This is a genomic window from Citrobacter sp. Cb041, from assembly GCF_030336655.1.
GTDB classification, from domain to species: domain Bacteria; phylum Pseudomonadota; class Gammaproteobacteria; order Enterobacterales; family Enterobacteriaceae; genus Citrobacter; species Citrobacter braakii.
Genome location: NZ_JAOWDD010000040.1, coordinates 282,793 through 297,497, shown reverse-complemented (window position 1 = coordinate 297,497; position 14,705 = coordinate 282,793). Strand labels below are relative to the sequence as shown.

Below are 14,705 nucleotides of genomic sequence, written 5' to 3'. Positions count from 1 at the left end.
TAGGGCCACCATCAGGTGACCCTATTTAATCAATAAAGATTAGTGCGCGATAGTCTGGGCGCCTGCCGGAACGCGTACGTGTTTGTATTTAAACAGCGCAACGAAGGCAAAAGCCAGAACCAGCGAGTAACCTGCGAAGATCAGCCACACGGTCTGCCAATCGGTAATACCGTTCAGCGTATAGTGTTCAACTACTTTACCGCTCACCAGACCGCCCAGAATACAACCGAAGCCGTTGGTCATCATCAGGAACATGCCTTGTGCGCTGGCGCGGATTTCAGGGCGAACTTCTTTCTCTACAAACACGGAGCCAGAGATGTTGAAGAAGTCGAAGGCGCAGCCGTAAACAATCATCGACAGAACCAGCAGCACGGTACCAAACGGTGTTGGATCGCCGTAGGCAAACAGGCCGAAGCGCAACATCCACGCCACGATACTGATAAGCATCACGTTCTTAATACCGTAACGGCTTAAGAAGAACGGGATGGTCAGGATAAACAGCGTCTCGGAGATCTGCGAAATCGACATCATCACCGACGCGTGTTCAACGATGAAGCTGCCGGAGAACAGCGGATTGTTATCGAAGCTGTGCAGGAAGGTATTACCGAACATATTGGTAATTTGCAGCTCTGCGCCCAGCATCATAGAGAAGATGAAGAAAATCGCCATACGCTTGTTTTTAAACAACGCGAAGGCATCCAGGCCCAACATGGAAGACCAGCTCTGGTTTTTCTGCTGATTGGCGACCGGGATATGCGGCAGCGTCAGGGTGAACAGCGCCAATACGATGGACAGCGTCGCGCCGATATACAGCTGCATATGGCTCAGTTCAAAGCCGGAGAAGCTTACCGCCCACATCGCCAGAATAAAGCCGATGGTGCCCCAGATACGGATTGGCGGGAAGTCTGTAACAATATCCATCCCGGCTGATTGCAGGCGATAGTAAGAGATGGTGTTGATTAACCCCAACGTTGGCATATAGGCCAGGGAGTTAAGCAAGATCACAAAGAACATGGCACCTGGCGTGGTGACTTCGGCTGCGGCGAACAGCGTTGCTGCGCCGACCAGGTGACAAATGGTGTACACCCATTTTGCACTGATCCATTTGTCAGCCACGATCCCTAACAGCGTAGGCATAAACACGGCGGCGATCCCCAGCGAGCTGTACACCGCGCCAATGGATGCACCATCAAATTTAAGGGTGACAAACATATAGGAGCCGAGGGTAGTGAGCCAACTACCCCATAAGCAGAACTGCAGAAACGAGAGAACTTTCAGCTGCAGCTTAAGATTCATGTTAATTTCCTCACACCGTAATGCGGATGAATGTTTTAAAAGGCACATTTGCCGTGGCTATATGATGTGATTCTATCAACGAGAGGCACTCTTTTTTTGTTACCTGTGACAAATATTTGCAAACAATTTCGGATTGCAAAGCAAAAGAGTGATGGAGTTAACGTTTTTCCCCCTTCAGGCCCCCGTTTTAGGGGGCAAGAGAGGGATACATTAGCGGCGACGATATGATTTTTGTGCGGAATTGACCTTGTAAAGATATCGGCGTGATTCAGCAGATGGGTGTCGGGTGGTCAGCGTTTGATAAACGTCCCCTGGGGACATGCTGTTAATGATGTTTGCGGCCTGAATTTTATCGTTCGAGAACACGCGCAGCACGCTGCCCGCGCCGCCGTTATACGCGGTGATCACCGCATAGCGACGCGAGGTCGGATTATCAATGCCGCCCAAATAGACATTATTCAGCATTGCCAGATAGGCTGTACCGGTATCAATGTTGCTGGCCGGGTCAAACAAGAAGCTACGGCTTGGCGTGCCTGAGCGCCCCTGGGAACGGAACACATCTTTTCCGGCGCTGTGTTGTACCACCTGCATGAGTCCCAGCGCATCGGCATGGCTGACCGCATACGGGTTAAACGAGGATTCGGTTTGCATGATGGCCAGAATCAGCGACTCTTCGACGCCATACTTACGTGAAGCCTGACGTACCATGCCGACGTATTTATGCGCGCGCTTATCAAGGTGATTTGGGACCAGATTGATCGTCACGCTATAGATGATACGCAAGCCATTGCTGCGCTTTTTCAGTCGCGTTTGTAGCAGGTAGTTGGCAAAGTTGGTTGCACGTCCCTCCCAACGAATAGGCTGGCCGGTATTATCGACTACCTGCCCGTACAGGAACGGCTCTTTGGAAATCTTAATGTCGTCGACATCGGAATAGAGGTCGATAGAACCCGGATCATCGCCCATCAGCAACGTCTTGATAATCGCTAGACGCAGATGTCCGGCGGGATCTGTCCCGGCAATGGTCTCGACGGTTATCGTACCGTCATCAAAATTGATATGGCTGCGGGTTTGATACTGATCGGTATACTTTACGTAGTCCTTCGGACCCGCAATCAGCACTTCCTTAAATCCCCACAGATTCTCAATGTTATGGGCAAATTGCCCCATCAGAATATCAAAACCGTTGGTATCCTTGACCCAGGCTTCGTTATAGGAATCGCCTTTTTTGGTCGAACTGGAACAGGAGATGAGCAACGGCGCGATAACGGCAAGCGCGAGAAATTTTTTCATCATTCCGGGAGTGCGTGTTGTGTTTGTTGTTGTATCGTTTTGCCGGATGGCAGTGCAAGCACCCTATCCGGCCTACGAGATTGCCAGCAAGCGATGCTTATTTTTTTTCTTCAGGCGTATAGCCTTCAATATGCACATCCTTACCTTCAAACAGGAAGTTAATCATCTCCTGTTCCAGTAACTTACGGTGTTCAACGTTCATCATATTGAGTTTCTTCTCGTTAATCAGCATGGTTTGTTTATGCTGCCATTGCGCCCATGCTTCTTTAGAAATCTCGTTATAGATGCGTTTTCCCAGATCGCCCGGGTACAGCTGAAAATCCTGTCCTTCTGCTTCGCGTTGCAGGAAAGTGCAAAAAATCGTTCTGCTCATAAAAAATCCTCTTTATCGACCGGTACGTTAAACCTGTGTGCCGGCACGTAATTGCTGTAACAAACGCTCCACGGGGGCCGCCAGTCCGACCGACGGCGGTTGCGCTAAGTTATACCAGAGCGCGTTGCCTTCATCCATGCATGAGGTGAATGAGGACACGGGAAGCCACATAGGCACAATATCTAAGTGGAAATGGCTAAAGGTATGGCGAAACGCATTAAGTTGGGTCAGATTATCTGCGTTAATTTGCCGTTGCGCCAGCCAGTCGCGTAGCCCATCCTCATCATCAAACTGCGGAAAACAGTATAAGCCACCCCATAAGCCGCTGGGTGGTCGCTGCGTGAGCAACACCTCGTTTTCATGCTGCATCAGTAAAAAATAGCCCGTCCGTTCTGGTAATGTCTGTTTGGGCTTTTTACCCGGATACAGCGCCCAGCTTGCATCGGCGCTCGCCACACAGCCATTTTCCAACGGACACAGGGAACATTTGGGTTTTGAGCGCGTACAGACCATGGCGCCTAAATCCATCATCGCCTGATTAAACCGCTCAACCCCATGGGCTGGCGTAACCTGCTCGCTCAACTCCCACAGTTTCTTTTCGACCTCTTTTTTACCCGGCCAGCCGCTTACAGCATAACAGCGAGCCAGCACTCGTTTGACGTTACCGTCAAGAATCGGAAAATGCTGACCCAGGGAGAGCGAAAGGATCGCGCCTGCAGTTGAACGTCCGACGCCTGGCAGGGCGGCCACTTCATCAAAGGTTTGCGGGAATGAGCCGCCGTGCAGCGTCACAATCTGTTGTGCGGCTTTATGCAGATTACGCGCTCGGGCGTAATAGCCCAGCCCGGTCCATAAATGCAGGACTTCATCCAGCGGCGCATGGGCTAAATCCGTTACCGTTGGGAAGCGCGCCATAAAGCGCTCAAAGTAGGGGATAACGGTCGCAACCTGAGTTTGTTGCAGCATCACCTCAGAGAGCCATACTTTGTAAGGCGTCTTATCAATTTGCCAGGGCAGCGTTTTCCGCCCGTATTTGTCGTACCAGCTCAAAACCTGAGCCGAGAATTGAGACGCTTGCATGATTACCGTTTCATTATTGCCGGGGGCAAGATTGCAGCACAGCGGCAACGGGGTGTAAACCGGAACTTTCCGCTGCTCACTTTCTTCCTTTACTTGCATCCGGCAACTAACTTTGGATAATGCCCGTTTTCAGAACTCAAACACAGCAGACTAAACTTTTATGAAGAACGACGTCATTTCACCGGAATTTGATGAAAACGGCCGCCCGCTGCGCCGGATTCGTAGTTTTGTTCGTCGCCAGGGGCGACTGACGAAAGGGCAGGAACACGCGCTGGAAAACTACTGGCCGGTGATGGGCGTTGAGTTCAGCGAAGAACCTGTGGATTTCGCTGCGCTGTTTGGTCGCGATGCGCCAGTCACGCTTGAAATTGGTTTTGGTATGGGGGCTTCGCTGGTGGCGATGGCGAAAGCGCGTCCGGAGCAAAATTTCCTCGGCATTGAGGTTCACTCACCGGGCGTTGGCGCGTGTCTGGCTTCAGCCCATGAAGAGGGCGTCGAGAACCTGCGTGTCATGTGCCATGATGCCGTCGAAGTCCTGCATAAAATGATTCCTGACAATTCTTTATCTATGGTTCAGCTGTTTTTCCCTGACCCGTGGCATAAAGCACGTCATAATAAACGCCGTATCGTTCAGGTACCGTTTGCTGAGCATATCTTAAGCAAGCTGAAGCTGGGCGGCGTGTTCCACATGGCAACCGACTGGGAAGCCTATGCGGAGCACATGCTTGAAGTGATGTCCTCGATTGACGGGTATAAAAACCAGTCAGAGAGTAACGATTACGTACCGCGCCCGGAATCGCGCCCGGTAACCAAATTTGAACAACGTGGTCATCGTCTTGGCCACGGCGTATGGGACTTAATGTTCGAGAGGGTGAAATAATGGCAAAGAACCGTAGCCGTCGTCTGCGTAAAAAAATGCACATCGACGAATTCCAGGAAGTAGGATTTTCGGTTGCATGGCGTTTCCCGGAAGGTACATCTGGAGAGCAGGTCGATCAAATCGTTGATGATTTTATCAATGAAGTTATCGAACCGAACAAGCTGGCCTTTGACGGCAGCGGCTATCTGGCCTGGGAAGGTCTGATCTGTCTGCAGGAAATCGGCAAATGCACCGAAGAACATCAGGCTATCGTGCGTAAGTGGCTGGAAGAGCGCAAACTCGAAGAAGTGCGCACCAGCGAACTTTTCGATATTTGGTGGGACTAAGTAGCAAAGGGTCGGCAAATGCCGGCCCAATTTGTATTGAGGGAAAGATATGATGCGCAAAACGCTGCTGGCGGCAGTCCTAACGTTCACGGCGATGGCCGCACATGCTGATTATCAGTGCAGCGTCACCCCGCGTGACGATGTGATTTTGAGTCCACAAACGGTACAGGTGAAGGGTGAGAACGGCAACCTGGTCATTACCCAGGCCGGTGATGTCACCTTTAACGGTAAACAGTACAACCTGAACGCCGCGCAGCGTGAGCAGGCTAAAGATTATCAGGCGGCGTTGCGTAGCAGCCTGCCGTGGATTGACGAAGGTGCCAGAGCGCGCGTGGAGAAAGGTCGCGTGGCGCTGGATAAAATCATCGCCAAAGAGGTCGGCGAAAGCAGCAACATGCGTGGCCGCTTAACTAAGCTGGATGCGCAATTGAAAGAGCAGATGAACCGCATTATTGAGCATCGCACTGACGGCCTGACCTTCCATTATAAGGCGATTGATCAGGTTCGCGCGGATGGACAACAGCTGGTCAATCAGGCGATGGGCGGTATTTTGCAGGACAGCATCAACGAGATGGGGGCGAAAGCCGTGCTCAAAGGCGGTGGTAATCCGCTGCAGGGCGTGCTCGGAAGCCTCGGAGGTTTACAAACCTCAATTCAGAACGAATGGAAGAATCAGGAACAAGACTTCCAGCAGTTTGGCAAAGATGTTTGTGCCCGCGTCGTGACGCTGGAAAACGATCGTAAAACGCTGGTTAGCACTCTGAAATAATCTTCACCTCTTTTTAACGGCACAGAAACATTCTGTGCCGTTTTATTTTGTATTTTTCTGTTTTTTTGATATCCATCTCTAAGAATAACAATTTGATGGAGATATAAATCTGGTTAATTGGATGGCGTCACATTATTCATCTGTAAGATAGACATAATGCTGCAAATTCAAGTAACTGGAGAAATAACATGGAGTTTTTCAAGAGAACGGCACTTGCCGCACTGGTTATGGGTTTCAGCGGCGCGGCGCTTGCACTGCCAAACATCACTATTTTAGCTACCGGCGGGACGATTGCCGGCGGTGGTGACTCCGCAACAAAATCTAACTACACGGCAGGCAAAGTCGGCGTTGAAAATTTGGTTGATGCCGTACCTCAGTTGAAAGATATCGCCGTTGTGAAAGGCGAGCAGGTGGTGAACATCGGCTCCCAGGATATGAATGACGATGTCTGGCTAACGCTGGCGAAAAAGATTAATACCGAGTGTGATAAAACTGACGGCTTCGTGGTAACACATGGTACGGATACCATGGAAGAAACCGCCTATTTCCTCGATCTCACCGTCAAGTGCAACAAGCCGGTGGTGCTGGTCGGCGCAATGCGTCCGTCTACAGGTATGAGCGCTGATGGCCCCTTCAACCTGTATAACGCCGTGGTAACCGCCGCAGACAAAGCCTCTGCCAACCGTGGTGTGCTGGTGGTGATGAACGACACCGTTATGGATGGTCGCGATGTGACCAAAACTAACACTACGGATGTCGCTACTTTCAAATCCGTTAACTATGGTCCGCTGGGGTATATCCATAACGGTAAAATCGACTACCAGCGTACGCCTGCGCGTAAGCACACCACATCCACGCCGTTCGATGTATCTAAGCTGACCGAGCTGCCGAAAGTTGGGATTGTTTACAACTACGCTAACGCCTCCGATCTGCCAGCCAAAGCATTGGTAGACGCGGGTTACGCCGGGATCGTCAGTGCGGGTGTAGGTAACGGTAATCTGTATAAAACCATTTTCGATACGCTGGCCACTGCCGCGCATAAAGGTACCGTTGTGGTGCGTTCATCCCGTGTAACAACGGGCGCCACCACCCAGGATGCTGAAGTTGATGATGCGAAATACGGATTTGTGGCGTCAGGCTCTCTGAACCCGCAAAAAGCGCGTGTTCTGCTGCAATTGGCTCTGACCCAAACCAAGGATCCTAAGCAGATCCAGGAAATGTTTAATCAGTATTAATCACTCCGGCCCCGGTCATTCGACTGGGGCGTTTTCTCAAAACCTCCTGAATATGCGTAACGAACAATTCGCTCATCATTTTTGTGGTTATGATGATTGCCGATCGTTATTTTGCATATTTATACACCTTAGTGGGATTGGTCGGGGATTATGCATTTTTTGAAAGACCTGGACGAAAGGCCATCCTGTAAAGTTTTCCGCCATGCTGACCACTAAAGGCACACCTGTCAATAATGCGCCCGTGGGCGCATCACTCCGCCAGAAACAGCTCCAGCAGCGAATTCAAAAATAGCTTACCGTGTTGGGTAATCTGCCAGTATTCATCGCATTCACTCAGATAGCCCTGGGCAATGGCCTCATCGATCTGTCGACGAATAACGTCTTCGGTAAGCCCGGTATATTGCGTGAACTCCGCGCGAGGCGCGGCTTCCAGCAGCCGGAAACGGTTCATAAAGAACTCAAACGGCTTATCGGCCTCGGCGACATCTCGCTGGCTTTCCAGATAACGTCCTTGCATGTATCCGCGCGGATGTCGCGTTTTGGTCGTGCGCAGGATGCGACCGTCAGGGAAAGTGACTTTGCCGTGCGCGCCGCAACCAATGCCTAGGTAGTCGCCAAAACGCCAGTAATTTAGGTTGTGCTGACACTGATAACCCGGTCTGGCGTAGGCAGAGGTTTCGTACTGCTGATACCCCGCGGCGGTCAGCAACTGGTGGCCTTGCTCAAAAATATCCCACAGCGCGTCGTCGTCCGGTAATACCGGTGGTCGGGACCCGAACAGCGTATTCGGCTCGATGGTCAACTGATACCAGGAAAGATGCGGCGGGTTAAGCGCTATGGCCTGTTGTAAATCGCCCAGCGCCTCTTCCAGCGTCTGATCCGGTAAACCGTGCATCAGGTCGAGGTTAAAGCTGCGTAGTCCCAGACCGCTCGCCAGGTGCGCTGCACGTTTGGCTTCTTCCGGCCCGTGAATACGTCCCAGACGTTCGAGTTTGGCGGAGCTAAAGCTCTGTACACCAATGGAGATACGGTTTACGCCAGCACGTTGATAATCCACAAAGCGATCGGCTTCCACCGTACCGGGATTCGCCTCCATCGTGATTTCTGCATCTGCGGCGAGATTCAGCCGTGCGCGCACGCCGTCGAGCAGCGTTTGCATTGCCGGGCCAGAAAGCAGGCTCGGCGTACCACCACCGATAAAAATCGTCTTTACCTCGCGGCCCTGGGTGTGGGCCACCTCAGAATCCAGATCGCTCAGCAGATGCTGCACATAGTCGTCATGAGGGACTTCGCCTTTAAGCGCATGCGAGTTGAAGTCGCAGTACGGGCATTTCTGCACGCACCACGGGATGTGTATGTAAAGACTTAACGGCGGAAGCTTAACCATTACGCAGGGCATCCAGCAGCAGCTTCAGCGCTTGTCCGCGGTGAGAAATCGCGCTCTTTTCTTCGCGGGTCAGTTCGGCGGCGGTTTTCCCTTCAGACGGCACAAAGAAGATTGGGTCGTAGCCAAAACCACCGTTTCCGGCAGGTTCACGGGCAATAACGCCCGGCCAGCGTCCGTGGCAAACCACAGGTGTTGGATCGTCTGCATGGCGCATATACACCAGCACGCAGTGGAATTGTGCCTGGCGCTTGTCATCAGGAACATCCTGCAGGGTGTGGAGCAGTTTTTCCAGGTTCTGCTGATCGGTTGCATCTTCGCCGGAATAGCGGGCTGAATAGATGCCCGGCGCGCCGCCAAGGGCATTTACCGCCAGACCGGAGTCATCAGCAATGGCGGGTAAACCGGTAATTTGCGCGGCATGACGAGCCTTCAGAATGGCGTTCTCAATAAACGTCAGCCCGGTCTCTTCTGCAGAATCAACACCCAGATCCGTTTGAGCAACAACATCAAGACCGAAATCACTCAGAAGAGAGGCGAGTTCACGCACTTTACCGGCGTTGCCGGTCGCGAGGACAACTTTTTGCATGGGATACCTAATCAGTTAGCGCCGCAATTTCGGGCGGGATCTGTTGCGGATGAATGATTTTAACCTGTTTGTGACGACCAAGCTCGCCCTTCTCAATGACGACCTGGCTTTTTGCCACACGGAACTGTTTGCCGAGAAACTTCACCAGATGGCTATTGGCTTGCCCATCAACCGGTGGGGCGGTAATGGCGACTTTTAACTCGTCGCCATGTAAACCTACAATACTGTCACGGCTGGCTTTAGGCTGAATGTAGAGCCGTAAAACCAGACCGTCATCGCAGGGGGTAACGGCACTCATAGCGCCATCCACAGCCCCGGCAGCAGCATGTTACCTGTCGCCTGTAACACTTCTGCGATGCCCATGTTAATGACATACAGCAGCAGAACCAGGATCATTGGCGAGAAATCGATCCCACCCATGCCTGGAAGTAAGCGACGAATAGGACGCAGCAGCGGATCCGCCAGTTGAATCAGCACGTACTCCACAGGGCTGCGGCCCTGGCTGACCCAGCTCATAATCGCCATTACCAGCAGAACCCAGAAAATCAGCAGTCCGATGGTCTTCAGGACAATGAGCACGGCGGCGATCCAGATGATCGGCTGGAACGTAACCACCTTAAACAGCACGATGGCCTTGATAAAGCTCAGAACGAGCGCAACTAATGCCGATGCGCTGTCAATTGGCCCCATCGGCGGAATAATACGGCGTAACGGCCCAATAATGGGCTGAGTGATTTTCACAATAAACTGCGAGAACGGGTTGTAGAAATCGCAGCGAGACCATTGCATCCACACGCGCAGCAGCAGCGCCATGGTATACAGCTCAATTACCGTTGAGAGCAGGAAGGTCAACGTATTCATGGTGTTCCTTAGTTTTCCTTATTTTTTAGTGTAATCACGAGCACCAAAAATGGCAGTGCCGATGCGCACCATCGTGCTACCCGCCGCAATGGCGGCATCCATATCATCAGACATCCCCAGTGAGAGCGTGTCGATACTTGGGTAACGTGTTTTCAACCCGGCAAATGCTACCGCCATTTGCTGTGCAACTTCAAACTGCCTTACATAATCTGACTCTGGCGCCGGAATCGCCATCAGACCACGCAGGGTAATCCGTGGCAACGCGGCGACTTCAGCGGCCAGTGCATCAAGCTCTGCAAGCGGAATACCTGACTTACTGTTCTCATCGCTGATATTAATCTGAATCAACACATTGAGCGGCGGCAGTTCCGCAGGGCGCTGTTCGCTCAGACGGGCAGCGATACGCAGACGATCAATTGTATGGCACCAGTCAAAATGTTCAGCGACCAGACGACTTTTGTTCGACTGCAGCGGGCCGATAAAGTGCCACTGCAGATCGTTAACGCCTTTTTCCTGAAAGTAGCGGATCTTATCCACCCCTTCCTGGACATAGTTTTCACCGAAGGCACGCTGCCCTGCGGTCATGGCTTCTTCGATGGCGCTCGCAGGTTTGGTTTTGCTGACTGCAAGCAACATAACTTCTTCTGAAGACCGCCCGCAACGCGTCGCGGCGGCTGAGATTTTGTCCCGGACATGTGCCAGGTTATGCGCGATATCGTTCATTTTCCGAGGATGTTCATATGAATATGGAAGAAATAGTGGCCCTTAGTGTAAAGCATAACGTGTCGGATCTACACCTGTGCAATGCATGGCCTGCGCGCTGGCGCATAGGTGGAAAAGTCGAAACCGCACCATTTACTACGCCTGACGTGGAGAATCTGCTGATGTGCTGGCTCAGTGAGCAACAACAGGTACAGTGGCGGGAACAGGGGCAGATTGATTTTGCCCTTACGCTGGCGGACTCCCGGCGTCTACGCGCCAGCGCATTTGCTCATCAGCAGGGAACCTCGCTGGCGCTAAGATTGCTACCGCTTGAATGTCCTCGTTTAGACGATCTCCAGACCCCGGAGGCCATACCTGAACTGCTGCACGGTGAAAATGGATTAGTTCTGGTCACTGGAGCCACCGGCAGCGGTAAATCAACCACCCTGGCGGCGATGGTGGAGTACCTTAATCAACATATTGCGGGGCATATTCTGACGCTGGAAGATCCGATTGAATATCGCTACACCAGCCAGCGTTGTCTTATTCAACAGCGGGAGGTGGGCGTACACTGCGCTTCTTTTGCTGCCGGTTTGCGCGGCGCGTTACGCGAAGATCCCGACGTCATTTTGCTGGGCGAGCTGCGCGACGTGGAAACTATTCGTTTGGCCTTAACGGCAGCGGAGACCGGGCATCTGGTGTTGGCAACCTTACATACGCGAGGGGCGGCGCAGGCCATCGCGCGGCTGGTGGACACCTTTCCCGCTCAGGAGAAAGATCCGGTGCGTAACCAGCTGGCAGACAGCCTGCGGGCGGTACTTTCGCAAAAGCTGGAGGAAGATAAGCAGGGAGGACGCGTGGCGCTATTCGAACTGCTCGTCAACACGCCCGCCGTGGGCAATTTGATCCGCGAAGGGAAAACGCATCAGCTACCCGGTGTGATTCAAACCGGGCAGCAGACAGGTATGCAGACGTTTGCACAAAGTCAGCAGCAGCGCCAGGCGCAGGGGCGACTTTAGTAGCCCTGCTCGAAATAGCTTTCAAGGATAATAACGGCAGAAGCGGAATCTACTTTGCCTTTATTCAACGCCCGGTATCCGCCTTGCTCAAACAGGCCTGAGCGGGCTTCGACGGTGCTCAAACGTTCATCGTGCAGCGTTACGGTTACGCCAAAGCGACCGTGAATGCGGTTAGCGAATTTGCGTGCACGCGCAGTAAGGGGTTGTTCAGTGCCATCCATGTTGAGCGGCAGGCCGACAATGATTTCGTCCGGCTGCCACTCTTTTAGCAGGCGTTCAATCAAACTCCAGTCTGGCGTACCGTCCTGTGCTTTGATGGCGGGCAAGGGTCTCGCCGTACCGGTAATGCGTTGACCAACCGCGACGCCGATACTTTTCGTACCAAAATCAAAAGAGAGTAATGTTCCGCTCATCAGGCGTGTCCCGCCACGCCAGGCATGGTCTGAATATCAATCCCGATAAGCTTCGCCGCATCGCGCCAGCGGTCGGCAATCGGCGTTTTAAATAAGATGTTGAGGTCTGCGGGAGCAGTGAGCCAGGCGTTATCCAGTAGCTCTTGTTCCAGTTGACCTTTTTCCCATGATGAATAGCCCAGCGCAACCAGCACTTCAGATGGCTGCTCCTGCGTACCCAGGGTTTCAAGTACATCGCGGGAGGTGGTGATGATAGTGTTATCTGAAATGCGAATACTGGAGGCAAAGCATGACGGCGGGGTGTGTAGAATAAATCCACGGTCTTCCGCCAGTGGGCCGCCGAGCATCACCGGTTTGTCCAGACGAATGGCAGGATCGCGTGCTTCTGGAGTAATCTTCAGCTTTTCCAGAATCCCTTCAATTTGTAAGTTTTCCAGAGGCTTATTGACGATAATCCCCATTGCTCCGTTCTCATTGTGTTCACAGATATACACCACGGAACGGCGGAAAATCGGATCCTGGAGAGCAGGCATGGCAATTAGAAAGTGATGCTGTAAATTCATTGTCAGAGGTTCTGTTTCCTGGTTCAAAAAAGCAACAGAGCCCAGTATGTGGGCAAAGCGCGAAGATGTCACCCTCTGAAGATAGCTTTGCCGGATGGCGGCTTCGCCTTATCCGGCCTACGGGGTGCAAATGTAGGCCGGATAAGACGCGAAGGCATCGCCATCCGGCAACTTATTTATTTCTGCAAACGTGCCTCGATGGCGTCCATCAGCATACCGGTAATCGAAACCGGGAACTCCGCTTCAATTTCACGAATACAGGTTGGGCTGGTGACGTTAATTTCCGTCAGACGGTCGCCAATGATATCCAGACCGACAAAAATCAAGCCTTTTGCTTTCAGCGTTGGCCCAATGCGACGTGCAATTTCCCAGTCGCTGTCGGTTAATGGACGCGGCTCGCCACGACCGCCTGCTGCCAGGTTGCCACGGGTTTCGCCGCCTTGTGGAATACGCGCCAGGCAGTAAGGAACGGGTTCGCCATCGACCACCAGCACGCGTTTATCACCGTCTTTAATTGCCGGCAGATAGTTCTGCGCCATGCAATAACGGGTACCGTGCTCGGTCAGCGTTTCGGCAATAACGCCAAGGTTCGGATCGCCTTCCTTCACGCGGAAAATAGATGCGCCGCCCATGCCGTCCAGCGGTTTGAGAATGATGTCGCTGTGTTTTTGCCAGAAGGCTTTCAGCTGCGCTTTGTTACGCGTGACCAGTGTTTCCGGCGTCAGGTCGGCAAACCATGCGGTGAACAGCTTCTCGTTACAATCGCGCAGGCTCTGCGGTTTGTTGACGATTAGCGTCCCTTTCTCCTCTGCACGTTCCAGAATATAGGTTGCGTAGATGAACTCGGTATCAAACGGCGGATCCTTACGCATCAGAATGACGTCCAGATCTGCCAGCGGGAGATCCTGCTCGCTATTGAACTCATACCATTTGTCGTAGTTCTGCTCTACGCTCAGGGTACGTGTACGGGCGCGGGCTTCACCGTTGATCAGATAGAGATCGGCCATTTCCATATAATGAATTTCGTAACCGCGACGTTGCGCTTCCAGCAGCATAGCGAAGCTGGAATCTTTCTTGATGTTGATGCTTGCGATGGGATCCATCACGATGCCGAGCTTGATCATTGTTCTTCTCCGTTAGCCCAGATCGCCAAAACGCACCTGTAGCGCGGTGATGGCGGTGAGCGCAGTTGTCTCAGTACGCAGAACGCGAGGTCCTAACAGAATATCAGTAAACTGATACCGTGCGGTCATGGCAATTTCATCTGCCGACAGCCCACCTTCGGGGCCAATCAGCAAGCGGATGCGTTCCACCGGGAGCGGCAGCGTATTGATGCTGGCGCTGGCGCGGGGATGCAGGTTCAGTTTCAGACCTTCATCCTGTTCGGCGCACCACGCTTCCAGATCCATCGCCGGGCGAATTTCAGGCACCCGATTACGACCGCACTGTTCGCAGGCGGCAATGGCGATTTTCTGCCACTGCTGGAGCTTCTTGTTCAGGCGTTCGCTGTCCAGTTTAACGCCGCAGCGCTCAGAAAAAAGTGGCGTAATGAGGCTTACACCCAGTTCAATCGATTTTTGGATAGTAAATTCCATTTTTTCACCCCGCGACATCACCTGGCCCAGGTGGATGTGCAGCGGCGATTCTCGATCGTCGAGTTCAGCGTTAAGCACCTTCACGTCCACGCTTTTCTTACTGGCGTGGGTGATTTCGGCGTCGAATATCTGATTGCTGCCATCAAACAGCTGTAGCGCCTGGCCTGGCCCCATACGCAGTACGCGGCCGATATGGTTGGCTGCATCTTCACACAGTGAAATTTGGCGGCCGGAAGTGAGTGGCTCAGGGTGATAAATGCGAGGAATGCGCATAGTTAAACATCCGCGTCATGGCCCTGGGCTGCAAAAGGCCAGGGCATGGTTAAA

The 14,705-nt window shown here is 52.6% G+C and carries 18 protein-coding genes and 1 pseudogene; 6 read left to right on the top strand and 13 right to left on the bottom strand.

Annotated elements, in window-relative coordinates; translation table 11 throughout:
• Positions 1–39: 39 nt before the first annotated feature.
• From OGV52_RS16850 to mutY, 4 genes are all read right to left on the bottom strand, one after another.
• Positions 40–1,296 carry a nucleoside permease gene (locus OGV52_RS16850; protein ID WP_047499271.1) on the bottom strand — a complete coding sequence of 419 codons (1,257 nt, stop codon included), beginning with the start codon at positions 1,294–1,296 and terminating at the stop codon, positions 40–42.
• Positions 1,297–1,506: 210 nt separating this feature from the next.
• Complete coding sequence (mltC, locus tag OGV52_RS16845; protein WP_049040265.1) at positions 1,507–2,592, bottom strand: membrane-bound lytic murein transglycosylase MltC; 1,086 nt, start codon at positions 2,590–2,592, stop codon at positions 1,507–1,509.
• A gap of 94 nt (positions 2,593–2,686) precedes the next feature.
• Positions 2,687–2,962, bottom strand: coding sequence for an oxidative damage protection protein (locus tag OGV52_RS16840; RefSeq protein ID WP_016154409.1), 276 nt, complete (start codon positions 2,960–2,962; stop codon positions 2,687–2,689).
• Positions 2,963–2,989: 27 nt separating this feature from the next.
• A complete protein-coding gene (gene mutY, locus OGV52_RS16835) occupies positions 2,990–4,042 on the bottom strand; it encodes an A/G-specific adenine glycosylase (RefSeq protein ID WP_287108822.1) in 1,053 nt (350 codons plus the stop codon).
• A gap of 160 nt (positions 4,043–4,202) precedes the next feature.
• Here mutY and trmB point away from each other — a divergent pair, with 160 nt between their 5' ends.
• The 5 genes and pseudogenes from trmB to OGV52_RS16810 form a co-directional block, all read left to right on the top strand.
• Positions 4,203–4,922, top strand: a complete 720-nt coding sequence (trmB, locus tag OGV52_RS16830; RefSeq protein ID WP_016154407.1) for a tRNA (guanosine(46)-N7)-methyltransferase TrmB — start codon at positions 4,203–4,205, stop codon at positions 4,920–4,922.
• Entirely contained in the window at positions 4,922–5,248 is a 327-nt protein-coding gene (locus OGV52_RS16825; protein WP_019077661.1) for a YggL family protein, read from the top strand. Before trmB ends, OGV52_RS16825 begins: the two co-directional genes overlap by 1 nt.
• 49 nt (positions 5,249–5,297) lie before the next feature.
• Positions 5,298–6,017 (top strand): YggN family protein, encoded by a 720-nt coding sequence (locus tag OGV52_RS16820; protein ID WP_016157447.1) that lies wholly within the window; start codon positions 5,298–5,300, stop codon positions 6,015–6,017.
• Positions 6,018–6,205: 188 nt separating this feature from the next.
• Positions 6,206–7,252 (top strand): L-asparaginase 2, encoded by a 1,047-nt coding sequence (gene ansB, locus OGV52_RS16815; protein ID WP_287108821.1) that lies wholly within the window; start codon positions 6,206–6,208, stop codon positions 7,250–7,252.
• Positions 7,253–7,371: 119 nt separating this feature from the next.
• A pseudogene (locus OGV52_RS16810) lies at positions 7,372–7,484 on the top strand (DUF1202 family protein); the annotation flags it as partial.
• An 18-nt stretch (positions 7,485–7,502) separates the two neighbouring features.
• Here the strand turns inward: OGV52_RS16810 and hemW are convergent.
• From hemW to OGV52_RS16785, 5 genes are read right to left on the bottom strand one after another with little or no spacing between them, the layout of a single operon-like run.
• Positions 7,503–8,639: a radical SAM family heme chaperone HemW gene (gene hemW, locus OGV52_RS16805; protein WP_287108820.1), complete on the bottom strand. Its 1,137-nt coding sequence runs from the start codon at positions 8,637–8,639 to the stop codon at positions 7,503–7,505.
• Positions 8,632–9,225, bottom strand: coding sequence for an XTP/dITP diphosphatase (locus tag OGV52_RS16800; protein WP_016154402.1), 594 nt, complete (start codon positions 9,223–9,225; stop codon positions 8,632–8,634). The genes hemW and OGV52_RS16800 overlap by 8 nt, the downstream gene beginning before the upstream one ends.
• Positions 9,226–9,232: 7 nt before the next feature.
• Complete coding sequence (gene yggU / locus OGV52_RS16795) at positions 9,233–9,523, bottom strand: DUF167 family protein YggU (protein WP_005123286.1); 291 nt, start codon at positions 9,521–9,523, stop codon at positions 9,233–9,235.
• Complete coding sequence (locus OGV52_RS16790) at positions 9,520–10,086, bottom strand: YggT family protein (RefSeq protein ID WP_016154401.1); 567 nt, start codon at positions 10,084–10,086, stop codon at positions 9,520–9,522. Before OGV52_RS16790 ends, yggU begins: the two co-directional genes overlap by 4 nt.
• An 18-nt stretch (positions 10,087–10,104) precedes the next feature.
• A complete protein-coding gene (locus OGV52_RS16785) occupies positions 10,105–10,809 on the bottom strand; it encodes a YggS family pyridoxal phosphate-dependent enzyme (RefSeq protein ID WP_016154400.1) in 705 nt (234 codons plus the stop codon).
• 17 nt (positions 10,810–10,826) lie between these two features.
• Here OGV52_RS16785 and OGV52_RS16780 point away from each other — a divergent pair, with 17 nt between their 5' ends.
• Entirely contained in the window at positions 10,827–11,807 is a 981-nt protein-coding gene (locus OGV52_RS16780; RefSeq protein WP_181636295.1) for a type IV pilus twitching motility protein PilT, read from the top strand.
• On the opposite strand, the gene ruvX is transcribed toward OGV52_RS16780, so the two are convergent.
• The 4 genes from ruvX to rsmE all read right to left on the bottom strand — a co-directional run bounded on the left by ruvX (position 11,804) and on the right by rsmE (position 14,651).
• On the bottom strand, positions 11,804–12,220 hold the full coding sequence (ruvX, locus tag OGV52_RS16775; protein WP_003825428.1) for a Holliday junction resolvase RuvX: 417 nt from the start codon (positions 12,218–12,220) through the stop codon (positions 11,804–11,806). The two genes, OGV52_RS16780 and ruvX, sit on opposite strands and share 4 nt — an antisense overlap.
• Complete coding sequence (locus tag OGV52_RS16770; RefSeq protein WP_287108819.1) at positions 12,220–12,783, bottom strand: YqgE/AlgH family protein; 564 nt, start codon at positions 12,781–12,783, stop codon at positions 12,220–12,222. The genes ruvX and OGV52_RS16770 overlap by 1 nt, the downstream gene beginning before the upstream one ends.
• Positions 12,784–12,959: 176 nt before the next feature.
• Entirely contained in the window at positions 12,960–13,907 is a 948-nt protein-coding gene (gshB, locus tag OGV52_RS16765; RefSeq protein ID WP_016154394.1) for a glutathione synthase, read from the bottom strand.
• Positions 13,908–13,919: 12 nt separating this feature from the next.
• Positions 13,920–14,651 carry a 16S rRNA (uracil(1498)-N(3))-methyltransferase gene (rsmE, locus tag OGV52_RS16760; RefSeq protein ID WP_181220827.1) on the bottom strand — a complete coding sequence of 244 codons (732 nt, stop codon included), beginning with the start codon at positions 14,649–14,651 and terminating at the stop codon, positions 13,920–13,922.
• Positions 14,652–14,705 lie beyond the last annotated feature (54 nt).

What these genes read in the sequence shown, in the direction of transcription:
- mltC (WP_049040265.1), bottom strand. Translation starts at nt 2,592, where the DNA reads ATGATGAAAAAATTTCTCGCGCTTGCCGTTATCGCGCCGTTGCTCATC.
- OGV52_RS16800 (WP_016154402.1), bottom strand. Translation starts at nt 9,225, where the DNA reads ATGCAAAAAGTTGTCCTCGCGACCGGCAACGCCGGTAAAGTGCGTGAA.
- OGV52_RS16790 (WP_016154401.1), bottom strand. Translation starts at nt 10,086, where the DNA reads ATGAATACGTTGACCTTCCTGCTCTCAACGGTAATTGAGCTGTATACC.
- OGV52_RS16785 (WP_016154400.1), bottom strand. Translation starts at nt 10,809, where the DNA reads ATGAACGATATCGCGCATAACCTGGCACATGTCCGGGACAAAATCTCA.
- trmB (WP_016154407.1), top strand. Translation starts at nt 4,203, where the DNA reads ATGAAGAACGACGTCATTTCACCGGAATTTGATGAAAACGGCCGCCCG.
- yggU (WP_005123286.1), bottom strand. Translation starts at nt 9,523, where the DNA reads ATGAGTGCCGTTACCCCCTGCGATGACGGTCTGGTTTTACGGCTCTAC.
- OGV52_RS16780 (WP_181636295.1), top strand. Translation starts at nt 10,827, where the DNA reads ATGAATATGGAAGAAATAGTGGCCCTTAGTGTAAAGCATAACGTGTCG.
- OGV52_RS16825 (WP_019077661.1), top strand. Translation starts at nt 4,922, where the DNA reads ATGGCAAAGAACCGTAGCCGTCGTCTGCGTAAAAAAATGCACATCGAC.
- ruvX (WP_003825428.1), bottom strand. Translation starts at nt 12,220, where the DNA reads ATGAGCGGAACATTACTCTCTTTTGATTTTGGTACGAAAAGTATCGGC.
- ansB (WP_287108821.1), top strand. Translation starts at nt 6,206, where the DNA reads ATGGAGTTTTTCAAGAGAACGGCACTTGCCGCACTGGTTATGGGTTTC.
- OGV52_RS16820 (WP_016157447.1), top strand. Translation starts at nt 5,298, where the DNA reads ATGATGCGCAAAACGCTGCTGGCGGCAGTCCTAACGTTCACGGCGATG.
- rsmE (WP_181220827.1), bottom strand. Translation starts at nt 14,651, where the DNA reads ATGCGCATTCCTCGCATTTATCACCCTGAGCCACTCACTTCCGGCCGC.
- mutY (WP_287108822.1), bottom strand. Translation starts at nt 4,042, where the DNA reads ATGCAAGCGTCTCAATTCTCGGCTCAGGTTTTGAGCTGGTACGACAAA.
- OGV52_RS16770 (WP_287108819.1), bottom strand. Translation starts at nt 12,783, where the DNA reads ATGAATTTACAGCATCACTTTCTAATTGCCATGCCTGCTCTCCAGGAT.
- gshB (WP_016154394.1), bottom strand. Translation starts at nt 13,907, where the DNA reads ATGATCAAGCTCGGCATCGTGATGGATCCCATCGCAAGCATCAACATC.
- OGV52_RS16840 (WP_016154409.1), bottom strand. Translation starts at nt 2,962, where the DNA reads ATGAGCAGAACGATTTTTTGCACTTTCCTGCAACGCGAAGCAGAAGGA.
- hemW (WP_287108820.1), bottom strand. Translation starts at nt 8,639, where the DNA reads ATGGTTAAGCTTCCGCCGTTAAGTCTTTACATACACATCCCGTGGTGC.
- OGV52_RS16850 (WP_047499271.1), bottom strand. Translation starts at nt 1,296, where the DNA reads ATGAATCTTAAGCTGCAGCTGAAAGTTCTCTCGTTTCTGCAGTTCTGC.